9 protein-coding genes and 1 pseudogene are annotated in these 14,102 nt (G+C 46.5%); 9 read left to right on the forward strand and 1 reads right to left on the reverse strand.

Going from position 1 to position 14,102, the window contains the following annotated elements; all coding sequences use genetic code 11:
* Positions 1–64 precede the first annotated feature (64 nt).
* From CVD19_RS02505 to CVD19_RS02545, 9 genes and pseudogenes are all read left to right on the forward strand, one after another.
* On the forward strand, positions 65–1,807 hold the full coding sequence (locus tag CVD19_RS02505) for an adenine deaminase C-terminal domain-containing protein (RefSeq protein ID WP_180953482.1): 1,743 nt from the start codon (positions 65–67) through the stop codon (positions 1,805–1,807).
* Between the two features lie 55 nt (positions 1,808–1,862).
* Positions 1,863–2,903 carry a DUF3048 domain-containing protein gene (locus CVD19_RS02510; protein ID WP_101580304.1) on the forward strand — a complete coding sequence of 347 codons (1,041 nt, stop codon included), beginning with the start codon at positions 1,863–1,865 and terminating at the stop codon, positions 2,901–2,903.
* 27 nt (positions 2,904–2,930) lie between these two features.
* Entirely contained in the window at positions 2,931–3,245 is a 315-nt protein-coding gene (locus CVD19_RS02515) for a YerC/YecD family TrpR-related protein (RefSeq protein WP_101580305.1), read from the forward strand.
* Between the two features lie 373 nt (positions 3,246–3,618).
* Positions 3,619–4,305 carry a heptaprenylglyceryl phosphate synthase gene (locus tag CVD19_RS02520; RefSeq protein WP_101580306.1) on the forward strand — a complete coding sequence of 229 codons (687 nt, stop codon included), beginning with the start codon at positions 3,619–3,621 and terminating at the stop codon, positions 4,303–4,305.
* 70 nt (positions 4,306–4,375) lie between these two features.
* Positions 4,376–6,604, forward strand: a complete 2,229-nt coding sequence (gene pcrA, locus CVD19_RS02525; protein ID WP_101580307.1) for a DNA helicase PcrA — start codon at positions 4,376–4,378, stop codon at positions 6,602–6,604.
* A 54-nt stretch (positions 6,605–6,658) separates the two neighbouring features.
* Complete coding sequence (gene ligA / locus CVD19_RS02530) at positions 6,659–8,665, forward strand: NAD-dependent DNA ligase LigA (RefSeq protein WP_101580308.1); 2,007 nt, start codon at positions 6,659–6,661, stop codon at positions 8,663–8,665.
* Between the two features lie 14 nt (positions 8,666–8,679).
* The gene (locus CVD19_RS02535) at positions 8,680–9,858 is read left to right on the forward strand and encodes a CamS family sex pheromone protein (protein WP_101580309.1); all 1,179 of its coding nucleotides are present in this window, start codon (positions 8,680–8,682) and stop codon (positions 9,856–9,858) included.
* Positions 9,859–10,029: 171 nt separating this feature from the next.
* Positions 10,030–11,577, forward strand: coding sequence for an L-glutamate gamma-semialdehyde dehydrogenase (pruA, locus tag CVD19_RS02540; protein WP_101580310.1), 1,548 nt, complete (start codon positions 10,030–10,032; stop codon positions 11,575–11,577).
* A 288-nt stretch (positions 11,578–11,865) separates the two neighbouring features.
* Positions 11,866–12,192 (forward strand): annotated as a pseudogene (locus CVD19_RS02545) (alpha/beta hydrolase); the annotation flags it as partial.
* A gap of 955 nt (positions 12,193–13,147) precedes the next feature.
* Here the strand turns inward: CVD19_RS02545 and CVD19_RS02550 are convergent.
* Positions 13,148–14,044 carry an ArsR/SmtB family transcription factor gene (locus CVD19_RS02550; protein WP_101580312.1) on the reverse strand — a complete coding sequence of 299 codons (897 nt, stop codon included), beginning with the start codon at positions 14,042–14,044 and terminating at the stop codon, positions 13,148–13,150.
* Positions 14,045–14,102: the final 58 nt, after the last annotated feature.

Consider the following 14,102-nt stretch of genomic DNA (forward strand, 5'->3'; position numbering starts at 1 on the left):
TCTTTACCCTGGTTATAGAATAAGACCGGATTGAACCGGAAAGAGCATCCTGGAGGGGAACATGGTGATGGAACAACGTTACCGCTGGAAAAACAAACAATTGCGCAACCAAGCTGCTGTATTGGACGGTGCCCTGCCTCCCACAATTCTGTTAAAAAATGCAGTCTATTTAAATCAAACATTCCGAAAATGGATGACGGCGAATATTTGGATATATGAAGACCGGATCGTTTATGTCGGGGATCAACTGCCAGCCATGGCAGACAGCTGTGAAATCATTGATTGCAGCGGACAGATGCTGGTTCCCGGCTATATTGAGCCACATGCACATCCATATCAATTATATAATCCCCATACGTTTGCCAGCTATGCATCACAGCATGGCACGACAACACTAATCAATGACAATATGATGCTTGCTTTGCAGCTGAATAAAAAGAAAGCGTTTTCCTTGCTGCGGGAGCTGCAAAATTATCCGGCAACGATGTATTGGTGGTGCCGGTTCGATGCCCAGACAGAAATCCGGGACGAAGAAGTTGTTTTTTCAAATGGGAACATAAAGTCCTGGCTTGAGCATGAAATGGTGGTCCAGGGCGGAGAGCTCACCGGCTGGCCAAAGCTGTTGGCAGGCGATGATTTGATGCTTCACTGGATGCAGGAAACAAAACGGATGCGAAAACAGATCGAAGGACATTTTCCCGGAGCATCGGAAAAAACACTGGCTAAAATGATGCTGTTTGGAGCAGACTGCGACCATGAAGCCATGACCGGAAAGGATGTACAGAACCGCCTCATGCAGGGCTATATGGTGTCATTGAGGCATTCATCCATTCGTCCGGACCTGCCGCGGCTGCTCGATGAAATCCTTGAGATGGATATCGCAGTCTATGACAGATTCCTGATGACAACGGATGGGTCCACGTCTTCGTTTTATGAAAAAGGTGTTTTGGATCAAATGATCAGGATTGCGATTGAAAGAGGCGTCCCGGCCATTGATGCATATAATATGGCAACAATCAATCCGGCCCGCTATTATAATCTGGGCCATCTCCACGGAAATATAGCCACTGGAAGAATGGCGGATATCAACTTTCTTTCAGATGAAAAAAATCCTGAGCCGGTTTCAGTTTTGGCGAAAGGAAAATGGGTCAAGAGGGACGGAAAAGCACTGGACAGTTTTGCAAGCATAGATTGGGATCGTTTTGGCTTTGAACCTTTACAGCTTGACTGGGATCTTGGTATGGACGACCTTCAGTTTTCGATGCCTTTTGGGATAAAGATGGAAAACTCGGTGATCACCAAGCCATATTCTATTTCGATCGATGTTTCACGGGATGAACTGTCGATGGAACATGACCAGTGCTTTTTTATGCTGCTTGACAGAAATGGAAAATGGCGCATCAACACGGTTTTAAAAGGTTTTGCTACTTCTTTGGCGGGCCTTGCCAGCTCCTTTTCCAATACCGGGGATATTATTCTGATTGGGAAAAGGAAAACCGACATGCTTGCTGCTTTTAATCGGATGAAGGAGATGGGCGGCGGGATTGTCACCTGTGAAAATGGGGTGACTGTCAGGGAAATCCCATTGCCGTTAAAAGGCTTGATGTCAAATCAGCCTGTAAACGAATTAATTGAACAGGAGAAACGGCTGCTTGCCTATTTAAAGGAAAAAGGATATCAGTTTTCGGATCCTATATATTCACTGTTGTTCTTCTCATCGACCCACCTGCCGTATATCCGGGTAACCCAGCAGGGGATCTATGATGTCATCAAGAAAATGATACTCTTTCCAACAATAATGCGTTAAACTATAAAAGAACTTACAGAGATAAAATAATTGGGAGTTTTACTGGGGTGTTTTCATGCTAAAAAAATGGGTTGCTGCTTCAGCGGCAGTTATGCTGCTGGTGTCTGGCTGTGCAAAAAAAGAAGAGATAAACAAACATAAGCCACGGGTAGTTGAAAATGCAGTTAAAGAGGTAAAAGAGGAGCCGTTTCCGTATCAGTTTCCGCTTACGGGGATTGGTACAAAGGCAGAAGCTTCCGGCCGGGCTGTTGCCGTCATGGTCAATAACCATCCGCTTGCACGTCCGCAGTCTGGGCTTCACAAAGCTGACATCGTGTACGAAGTGCTTGCCGAAGGCGATGTTACGAGGTTTTTGGCGATCTTCCAGAGCGAAAAGCCGGAAAACATTGGTCCGGTGCGAAGTGCAAGGGATTATTATATGGAGCTGGCGAAGGGCTATGACAGCTTTTTCGTTGCCCACGGTTACAGTCCCGAAGCCCAGGACATGATTAAAAGAGGATTTATTGATAATATTAACGGGATGCAATATGATGGTACCCTGTTTAAAAGGGCGGACTTCCGTAAAGCGCCACACAATTCATATATCACCTATGAAAATATTCTGGCCGGGGCAGAGAAAAACGGTTACGAAATGGCTGATGTACCAGAAGCCTTGCCATTTTTGACGGAAGCGGATGCCGGAAAGCTGGCCGGTGCTGCAGCGAAGTCTGTTAATGTTTCATACACGAGCACTGAATTTGACGTTCAATATCAATATGATGATGAAAAACAAAAATACCGCCGCTATACAGGCGGGCAAGAAACAACAGACCTTGATTCGAAGGAATCGGTGCTGCTGGACAATCTTTTCATCGTTGAGGCGGACCACAGGGTTATCGATGAAGCAGCCCACAAGGAGATCGATTTAACCTCCGGCGGGAAGGGCTGGCTCATTCAAAAAGGCGTTGCGAATGAAGTGCAGTGGAAAAATGTTGACGGCAAAATCCTGCCTTATGTGAATGGGGCGGCAGCGGGATTGCTCCCGGGCAAAACGTGGATCAATGTGATTCCATCCAAGCCGGGGATAAGCCAGCTTGTTACTTTCGGTGCTGAATAAATCGATCATTAAAAGGAGTATTGATACATGCAAATTGACAAGTTAAGAGGAAAAGAATTGGATCAGCTTTTTAAAGCGGTCCTGTCCTTGAAAGATTTAGAGGAATGCTACCGGTTTTTCGATGACCTTTGCACAGTAAATGAAATCCAATCCCTCGCGCAGCGCCTGGAGGTTGCCAGAATGCTCCGTGAAGGTAAAACCTATCATAAAATTGAAACCGAAACAGGCGCGAGCACTGCTACCATCTCCCGAGTTAAGCGCTGCTTAAATTACGGAAACGATGCCTATGAAATGGCACTGGAAAGAGTGAAAGAGCAGGAAACAAGCACAGCGACTGAATAAAACCGAAGCCCGCGCTTCGGTTTTTTTCTTGTTCATTGGCAAGTTAATTTAACATTTAGCTGCTGGTAAAATATCTGAAATTACCGGGATAATAATTCGAGTTACCGGAAAAAACGAACAGTTACCGGAATATATCATTTTTTTAATCAAGACGCTGCCGAGGTACAAGGCAGGAAGGCGAGGATTACACTGCGGTCACGAACTGGAAGTTACTGTTCATGTGAGTTTTCCTTCATAAAAAATGATATAATGGTTAAATGGAATAAAACTGATAGATTTTTGCCTGCAGGAGGACGTTTTCCTTCTGAAAAGCTGCTGAGGCCCCGGTGGCACAAGCGGCAGGGCCGGAGTGAAGAATGGGAGGCATTCTTGAATGTACGATGTGCGCGAGTGGCGGCATGTGTTTAAACTCGACCCGAATAAACAAATTTCGGATCCGGATCTCGAGAGGTTATGTGAATCCGGAACAGACGCAATCCTCATAGGCGGCTCGGACGGGGTGACACTGGAAAATGTCCTCGATTTAATGGCGCGGGTCCGCCGATATACTGTGCCTTGCATACTTGAAGTTTCGACGATTGAATCGGTTACGCCCGGATTTGATTTATATTTTATACCGACTGTTTTAAACAGCCGCGATCCTAAATGGGTGGCGGGATTGCATCATGAGGCCGTAAAGCAGTACGGGGACCTGATGGATTGGGATGAAATTATCGTAGAAGGCTATTGTATTTTAAATGCCGATTGCAAGGCAGCCGTTTTGACGGATGCAAACACTAGTCTCACAACAGAAGACGTTACCGCTTATGCAATGATGGCGGAAAAAATGTTCCGGCTTCCAATTTTCTACCTGGAGTACAGCGGCACATACGGCGACCCCGGCCTTGTTCATGAAGTAAAAAAAGTCCTTAAAGAAACGGCCCTGTTTTACGGCGGAGGAATCCAAACTGCAGACCAGGCCCGGGAAATGTCTGCCGAAGCAGACGTGATCGTCGTTGGAAACGCGGTCTATCAAAACATAGAAGAAGCTATCAAGACAGTAGATGCAGTAAAAATATAATTCTGCCATTGCCGCAGAGTATGAAAATACGATAAAATAAGAACAAATGTTTGTATGGTGGTGACGGTCAATGCAATTTCTTACAGATAAATTATTAAACGGGCTCAACCCCGAGCAGCAAAAAGCAGTGAAAACGACCGACGGGCCGTTATTGTTAATGGCAGGCGCGGGCAGCGGAAAGACCAGGGTACTCACCCACCGGATCGGATACCTGATTGTCGAAAAGGGTGTAAACCCATATAACATTCTCGCGATTACTTTTACAAATAAAGCAGCCCGGGAAATGAAGGACAGGATCGGGAAGTTGATGGGAGGCGCCGCAGAGGAAATCTGGATTTCCACTTTCCACTCAATGTGTGTTCGGATTTTAAGGCGGGATATCGACCGGATTGGATTCAGCCGCAATTTTACCATTCTAGATACGACTGACCAGCAATCGGTGATAAAGGGAATTTTAAAGGATAAAAATATCGATCCGAAAAAATTTGACCCCCGTGCGATCCTTGGCACAATCAGCAGTGCCAAGAATGAACTCATCACGCCCGAGGAGTTCTCAAAAACAGCAGGCGGCTACTTTGACCAGGTCGTCAGCGATGTTTATGAAGAGTACCAGCGGAGGCTGCGCAAAAACCAGGCGCTTGATTTCGATGATTTGATCATGTCCACGATCCTGCTGTTCCAGCGCGTTCCTGAGGTGCTTGAATACTACCAGCGCAAGTTTCAGTATATCCATGTAGATGAGTACCAGGATACAAACAGAGCACAATATATGCTGGTCAAGCTTCTGGCGAACCGGTTCAAGAATCTCTGTGTCGTCGGTGATTCCGACCAGTCCATCTACCGTTGGCGCGGGGCTGATATCGCCAACATCCTTTCTTTTGAAAAAGACTACCAGAATGCAAATGTCATTTTGCTTGAGCAAAACTACCGATCCACAAAAAAAATCCTCCTGGCAGCGAACCAGGTCATCCAGAATAACCTGAACCGCAAACCGAAGAACCTGTGGACCGAAAATCCCGATGGAAATAAAATTGTCTATTACCGGGCTGACAGTGAGCAGGGCGAATCCCAGTTTGTGGTCGGCAAAATCCAGGAGCTTGTCAGAAGCGGGCGCAAATATTCCAATATCGCAATCCTGTACAGGACAAACGCCCAGTCCCGTGTGATCGAGGAAGCGTTCCTGAAATCCAATATTGAGTATTCCATTGTTGGGGGCATTAAATTCTATGACCGGAAGGAAATTAAAGATATTCTTGCCTACCTCAGGCTGATCGCCAATCCGGATGATGACATCAGCCTGCAGAGGGTGATCAATGTGCCGAAGCGCGGCATCGGCGCAAGCTCGGTTGACAGGATTGCCGATTTCGCGGCCATGCATGATCTGTCCATGTACGAGGCACTTCAGAGTCTGGAAATGATCGGCCTCAGCCCGAAAATTGAAAAAGCAGCCGCTGAGTTCAGGGATTTAATTAAAAATTATACGCAGATGCAAGAATTCCTGTCCGTTACCGAACTAGTCGAGGAAGTGCTCGAAAAATCGGGGTACAGGGAAATGCTTAAAGCAGAAAAGTCTCTTGAAGCACAGAGCCGGCTTGAAAACTTGGACGAATTCCTAACTGTAACGCAAAGCTTTGAAGAAAGCAGCGAGGATAAAAGCTTGATCTCATTCCTGACCGATCTTGCCCTGGTTGCCGATATTGACCGGCTGGACGATGACGGGCAGAAAACCGACAGCGTTGTCCTGATGACCCTCCACTCCGCAAAAGGGCTGGAATTTCCGGTGGTTTTCCTGATCGGCATGGAGGAAGGTGTGTTCCCGCATAGCCGTTCATTGATGGAAGAGGCTGAAATGGAGGAAGAACGCCGGCTCGCTTATGTCGGCATCACCCGGGCTGAACAAGAGCTTTATATTACAAATGCCCGGATGAGGACATTATTCGGGCGAACCAGCATGAATCCCGAATCGAGGTTTATTAAGGAGATACCGCAAGAGCTTATTGAAGAGGCGGTTCCGAAACAAAAAGCTCCATCACCATTTGGTTCATCCTCATTTGGTTCGCCATCAGCAAGGCCTGCGCAGCAGCTGCGAAGGGCGGCAGTCCGTCCGGCAGCGGCGGCAACCGGCGGCGACGAAATTGACTGGAAGGTCGGAGACAAAGCTTCACATGGAAAATGGGGTGTCGGCACTGTTGTCAGTGTGAAAGGGCAAGGTGAAGGAACGGAGCTGGACATTGCGTTTCCAAGCCCGACCGGTATTAAACGGCTGCTGGCAAAATTTGCACCGATTCAAAAGGCATAAAAGAGGTTTCCAATACAGTTTTAAACGTTAATCTTTTTTGAAAGGGCTGGGTTTATGGACCTTCAGACGGCTGAAAAAAGAGCCAGAGACTTGCAAAATATCCTTAATCAATATAACTACGAATACCATGTTCTCGATAAACCTTCAGTTCCGGATGCGGAGTATGACCAGTTAATGAGGGAACTGATCGAGCTTGAAAATACATTTCCAGAGCTAAGGACGCCCGAATCACCTACCCTGCGTGTAGGCGGCGACATCCTGGATATGTTCAATAAGGTTGAGCACCGGGTTCCGATGCTGAGCCTCGGCAATGCCTTTAATGAACAGGATTTAAGGGATTTTGACCGGCGGGTCCGGCAGGCGGCAGGCAGAGATGTTTCATATGTTTGCGAACTGAAAATAGACGGCCTTGCGGTTTCGCTAAAATACACCGACGGTCTGCTCGTCCAGGGAGCCACAAGGGGAGATGGAACGATCGGGGAAGATATTACGTCTAATTTAAGGACGATCCGGTCGCTTCCAATCAGGCTGAAGGAACCAGCCAGCATTGAAGTTCGCGGTGAGGCGTTTATGCCGAGGCGTTCATTCGAGGCTTTAAACCGTGCCCGTGCCGAACGGGGGGAAGAGCCATTTGCGAATCCGCGCAATGCGGCCGCAGGTTCATTGCGGCAGCTTGATCCCAAAATTGCCGCCTCCAGGAATCTTGATCTATTTTTATACGGGATAGGCGATGTTGGGGAAACCGGGATCGAATCGCACAGCGAGGGCCTTGATTACCTCGAGAAGCTAGGCTTTAAAACGAATAAAGAGCGCAGGAAAGTTTCTGATATTGAGGGTGTGATTGAATTTGTCAGCGGCTGGGTGGAACGTCGCCCGGACCTGCCCTATGATATTGATGGCATCGTCATCAAGGTAGACTCCCTCAGCCTGCAACGCCAGCTTGGAACAACAGCCAAAAGCCCAAGATGGGCCATTGCCTACAAATTTCCGGCCGAGGAAGTGGTCACCACTTTATTGGACATAGAGCTCAGTGTAGGGAGGACAGGTGTCATCACACCAACTGCCATACTTGAGCCAGTCCAGGTCGCCGGAACAACGGTCCAGCGGGCATCGCTCCATAATGAGGACCTGATCAGGGAGAAAGACATTAAAATTGGTGACCAGGTAGTAGTAAAAAAAGCCGGGGACATCATTCCCGAAGTCGTCAATGTCCTCGCAGACTTCAGAACAGGGAACGAAAAAGAGTTTCACATGCCAACCCACTGTCCGGAGTGCGGAAGCGACCTTGTCCGGATCGAGGGAGAAGTCGCTCTCCGCTGCATTAATCCAAAATGCCCGGCACAAATTCGGGAAGGGCTGATCCATTTTGTGTCACGGGATGCGATGAACATAGAAGGGCTTGGCGAAAAAGTCGTGAGCCAGCTATTTGCGGAACAGCTGATCCAAGACGTCGCGGATATTTATAAGCTGACGAAGGATCAATTGCTCGGGCTGGAACGCATGGGTGAAAAATCGGTGACCAACCTTATGCGCGCAATCGAAAATTCAAAGGGCAACTCCCTTGAAAAATTGCTTTTTGGCCTTGGCATACGACTTGTAGGCTCAAAAGCAGCGAAGACGCTGGCACAGGAATTTGGGACAATGGACAGGCTCATGGAGGCGACAGATGCCGAGCTTACCGCTATCAACGAAATTGGCGGAAAAATGGCCGATTCGATCGTAACATTCTTTGATCAGCCAGAAGTAAAGGAGTTAATCGGGGAACTGAAAGCTGCTGGCGTCAACATGGAATACAAAGGGCCAAGGCCGTCAGCCGCGGCAGAGTCGGATTCATTCTTTGCTGGCAAGACAATTGTTTTGACAGGCAAGCTGGAGCAATTGACGCGCAATGAGGCACAGGAAAAAATCGAGGCACTCGGCGGAAACGTTGCGGGAAGCGTCAGCAAAAAAACGGATCTGGTCGTGGCCGGGGAAGACGCCGGCTCAAAGCTGGCCAAAGCCCAGAAATTTGGCATTGAAGTGTGGAATGAGGAGAGACTGCTTGAAGAATTAAATAAATAAGAGGTGTAAACGCCATGAGGAAGCTCTCAATGGTCGCTCTATCTCTCGTCCTTTTGCTGGCAGCCTGTGCGCCTAATTTTGACAAGCAGGAAGAAATCGTGCAGGAAAAGGATAATGATACAAAAGAAAAAGCGATTATACCAAAGTATAAAATATCCGATAAATACTACCGGACGATCATGCCGTTTGAACCCGGGGAAGCTCGCGGGGCGGTAGTCAATAATTTGAATACCCGCTATGACATTAATGAGCTAGAAACAGGATTGATGAGGCTCGCCCAGAATACCTTTGAAACAGACAGGTACGTCTTTAAGGAAGGACAGTACCTTGATTCGGAGACTGTGGATTCGTGGCTGAACAGGAAGTTCACGAAGGAACAGCTGGAACAGAGGAAAATGAAAGAGTCCGAAAATCTTGGGCTCAATCCTGTCGATCCCGGAACAGGGGATGTACATGAGAGAAATAAGCAAAACCCGGTCTATCTGGCCCATATCCTCGAACACAATTACCTTGTAAAAGCAGAAGGTGAAAAAGAGACGTATCAGCTAGGAGGAGTTGTCATAGGACTTGCGCTTAATAGCAAGCACTATTATCAAAAGGAACAGTTCGGGGATACATTTGAAACCGATATTCCACGCGATGTGCTTGACAGGGAAGGCAAGCTGATTGCCCAGGAAGTGGTCAACAGGCTGCGAAAGGAGAAGGATTTAAAGGAAGTCCCGATTGTTGTAGCACTGTTTGAGCAAAAAAGCCGTTCTTCAGTTGTTCCGGGGAATTTCTTTGCCTATTCCACTGCTTCCCAGGGAAGCGGCAATCTTGGCGGCTGGAAAGAAGTTAAGGAAAAATACGTCCTGTTCCCTTCCGAAGACGCCGAAAAAAACCATCGAGATGACTGGAACGCATTTGACCAGTTCAAACAAGGTGTGGAAGAATACTTTCCCAATTTCAATGGAGTTATCGGCAAGGGTTTTTATGTTGATGGGCAGCTTCAGGAGCTGAGCATCAATATCCCAATCCAATTTTACGGCAAGGCTGAAGGTATCGGCTTCACTCAGTACGTAACTGGCCTTGTGATGAAAGACTTCCCAGACTATATCTCGGTGCAAGTGAGCATCTCCTCCGTTAATGGCCAGGAAGCTCTCATCGTCCGTAAACCGCAGCAGGATGAACCGATCGTCCATGTCTATCATTAACCGAAGAAGGGCCTCCGCGGCTCTTTTTCTTTTTTATAAAAAAGCTCCGTCCCCCATCACACAATCATAGACTTATGGAACTCGAACTGCCAGTTTTCTTTCATTGATGATATGAAAAGAGTCATGGTAAAATGAAGATTGGGTGTAAACGAATACATAGGAGGCGATCGAATGGTACAGCCATATAAACATGAGCCTTTCACAGATTTTTCGGTTGAGGAGAACCGCGAGGCTTATTTAAGAGGCTTAAAGACAGTTGAAGGTTATCTCGGACAGGATTACGATTTAGTAATCGGCGGAGAGCGCATCAGCACTGAAGATAAAATTATTTCTTACAATCCTGCCAACAAAGAAGAAGTGATCGGCCGTGTTTCAAAAGCGGACCGTGACCTTGCTGAAAAAGCGATGCAGGCAGCGGTTGAAGCTTTCAAGACGTGGAAGAAAGTGAAGCCGGAATTCCGTGCGGATGTTTTGTTCAAGGCTGCTACAATCCTCCGGCGCCGCAAGCATGAATTTTCCGCCCTTTTGACAAAGGAAGCTGGAAAGCCGTGGAGGGAAGCGGACGCAGATACTGCTGAAGCCATTGATTTCCTGGAATTTTACGGGCGCCAAATGCTTCGCATCAAAGATGGCGTACCAGTCCAAAGCCGTCCGAATGAATTTAACCGCTACGGATATATTCCATTGGGTGTCGGGATTATTATCTCACCTTGGAACTTCCCGCTTGCGATCATGGCGGGTACAACCGTTGCCGCAATCGTGACTGGAAATACCGTATTGCTGAAGCCTGCTTCAACTACACCGGTAGTAGCAGCGAAGTTTGTTGAAGTAATGGAAGAGGCAGGGCTTCCGAAAGGTGTCCTTAACTTTGTTCCTGGAAGTGGCGCCGAGGTGGGCGATTATTTAGTTGACCATAAAGATACCCGCTTCATCTCCTTCACAGGTTCCCGTGACGTAGGTTTGCGCATATTCGAAAGGTCTTCCAAATTAAATGAAGGCCAGATCTGGATGAAGCGTTTGATTGCAGAGATGGGTGGTAAAGACACAATTGTGGTTGATAAAGAAGCCGATCTTGAGTTGGCGGCACAATCGATTGTCGCCTCAGCCTTCGGATTCTCCGGGCAAAAATGTTCAGCCGGCTCACGTGCAGTCGTTGTTGAGGATGTATATGACCAGGTGTTGCACCGCGCGGTTGAGCTGACAAATGAGCTGGTTTTGGCAAACCCTGAAGAGTACAGCACATATATGGGTCCTGTCATCGACAACAACGCATTCAACAAAATCATGGAATACATTGAAATCGGCAAGCAGGAAGGCAAGCTGATGACCGGGGGCGAAGGGGATAATTCCAAAGGCTTCTACATCAAGCCGACCATTTTTGCTGATCTTGACCCTAAATCCCGCATCATGCAGGAGGAAATTTTCGGGCCAGTTGTCGGCTTCTCTAAAGCAAGAGACTTCGACCATGCGCTTGAAATCGCCAACAATACCGAATATGGCTTAACCGGTGCCGTTATTACAACCAACCGTGAGCACATCGAAAAAGCCCGTGAAGACTTCCATGTTGGAAACCTCTATTTCAACCGGACATGTACAGGGGCGATTGTAGGATATCAGCCATTTGGCGGATTCAATATGTCAGGTACCGATTCCAAAGCCGGAGGACCGGACTACCTGCTGCTTCATATGCAGGCAAAAACAACTTCGGAAATGTTTTAATAAATAGACTTTCAAAATCCCGTTCGGAATGAGCGGGATTTTTTCGCAGCTTGTGAACATCATTGTTTAAAGTATCAAAGCGTTATAATGAATTGTTGTCTGTCTGGTGGAAATAAAGTATTGGAAGGGGTGATACCGTGAAAAAACAATTGCTGTTCATTCATGGATGCGGCAAGGGGCATATGAGGCAGGTCGGGAATTGGCACTAAATCTTATAGATTTACTAGGTACTGAATATGATATTCTTCTTCCTAAAATGCCTAACCCGGTAAGACCTATGAGGCATGGAGAGCTCAGATTGCCAGAAACCTTGCTACCATAAAGGCTGAGGTGGCTGTTGTCGGACATTCTTTGGGTGCTTCATTTCTGCTGAAATATCTCTCTGAAGAAAAGCAAGTACAACCTATTAGCGGAGTGTTCCTCATCGCACCACCCTATTGGGGTGCTGAAGACTGGGAAGTTGATGAATATTTGTTGTGTGAAGACTTTGAGTCAAGGCTGCCCGATAAACAAAATATTATCTTTTATCATAGCCGCGACGACCAATGGGTGCCTTTTACGCACCTAGCAATGTATGCACAAAAGCTTCCAAAGGGCGATAATTCGTCAGTTTGATGGTCGCGGCCATCAGTTGAACAACGATTTGTCTGAGGTTGCACAAGATATTAAAAAATTCTGTTAGTTAGACAAACCTCTCCAGCTATAAAGATATCCCGTTCGGAAAAGAACGGGATTTTTATTAAAAGATAAGAAATTATAAAATTTTCTTCATTCCACAGTACCCGTTGCTGTGGAATTTTTATTAATCCATGATTCGGATCAATTCGTTGACAAACCATCAGGGTAAAATCCGTTCCAAAGTAACGCTATTTTGAGGAGGAAGGCTGATTCGGTCATCTAGCCGGATTCTAGGTGACACAAACAAGTATCGGCGAGCTGGTTCGGTTACCTAGATGGGTTCTAGGTGACGCAAACTGGTTGAGTCGAGCTTCTTAAGGTCATCTAGCCGTGTTCTAAGTGACGCAAACTGGTTGAGTCGAGTTCTTTTGGTCAACTAGCCGAGTTCTCGGTGACGAAAATAGGTATGGGCGAGCTCTTTAGGAAAACTAGCCGGATTCTAGGTGACGCACACAAGTATCGGCGAGCTGGTTCGGTTACCTAGATGGGTTCTAGGTGACGCAAACTGGTTGAGTCGAGCTCTTTCGGTAGTCTAGCCAGGTTCTAGGTGACGAAAACTGGTTGACTCGAGTTCTTTTGGTCAACTAGCCAGGTTCTAGGTGACGCAAACAGGTAGCAGTGGGCTGATTCGGTCGCCAAGGAGTATGTCCGACGGGGACGCAATGACACTGGCAATGTTTTTTGTGCGAGAAATGTGGCGGAAAAATATACTTTGAGTATTTATAAAGGAGTACATAGGAAAGAGTGCACAATTTCGCATGTTCTGTGAACAAAAAGAACCGAGCGGTTTTTGCCCGGTTTTTTTAATACATAAGCCTATTTGTTCTTAATCAAACGATGGATTAAAAACGATGATTCATTTTTAAACAAACGTTTGATTGAATTCAAATAATCACTGGTAAATATAGCTTTCGAGTTTATTAAATAACATGGAGGCTGCTTCTTTTCTGAACCTGTACGTACCAAGGCTTTCCCCCGCAATTTCCACTTCGATCAATCCTGCTGCCCTTAAAATGATCAAGTGATCATGGACGGTGCTGCGGGCAAGCCCCATATGCCTCACTACCTCTATAAAACTGGATTGGCTTCCTGCAAGATATTTAATAATCTTTAATCGGCTTTTGTCTGACAGGGCCTTTGTCATTAATAGCAGTTCAAGTGAGGGTTCCCCGGGTTCTGCGTTTGAAATATAAGGAGAATAGGCGCATATAGTGATTCCTCCGTAATGGAACATATAATGGCTTGGCTGTGAATGATACTGTGGAATAAAGAGGATTTTCTTAAGCCCATCGATCGGCTTGAAAATGATCCCATTTGTAAGCTGTTTGCCAAACTCGATCGGATCCGCCTTCTCCAACAGACTCCTTTGATGCTCCGCTTCCTTTTTAAGTTCATCAATAATTCCTATGTCAAAGTTATTAAAATACTGCTCATTCCACTCTGATAGAACATGCACCATCGTCTGTTTAATTTCCCCTAAATTGCTTGGAACGGTGTCAACCCAGGGAGCAAGGCTTTCATATATGTCTCCTGGTGTCAGCCTTTCCAGCCATTGGATGAATGAAAGCACATCCATGTCCTGTTTTTGGCAGGCCAGCAAGTGTATCGGCATCCAAATATCTTCCTCAAGTACACTTCCTTTAAATTCGGGAGAAAGGGTTTTCTCCACATTTTTAACCCATAAAGCCCCCAGGTCAATCCTTTTATGGGACTTTTTACAAAGGTACGTATATAAACTCATCATTAATTCATTGACGGGCGAAAATGCTACATCCACTATATAAGCCATGTTTCTACTCCAATCTGGAATTTTCCTTCACTTTATTATAAAGCATATAAAAAATTTA

The organism is Bacillus sp. T33-2 (assembly GCF_002860205.1).
Classification (GTDB): domain Bacteria; phylum Bacillota; class Bacilli; order Bacillales; family Cytobacillaceae; genus T33-2.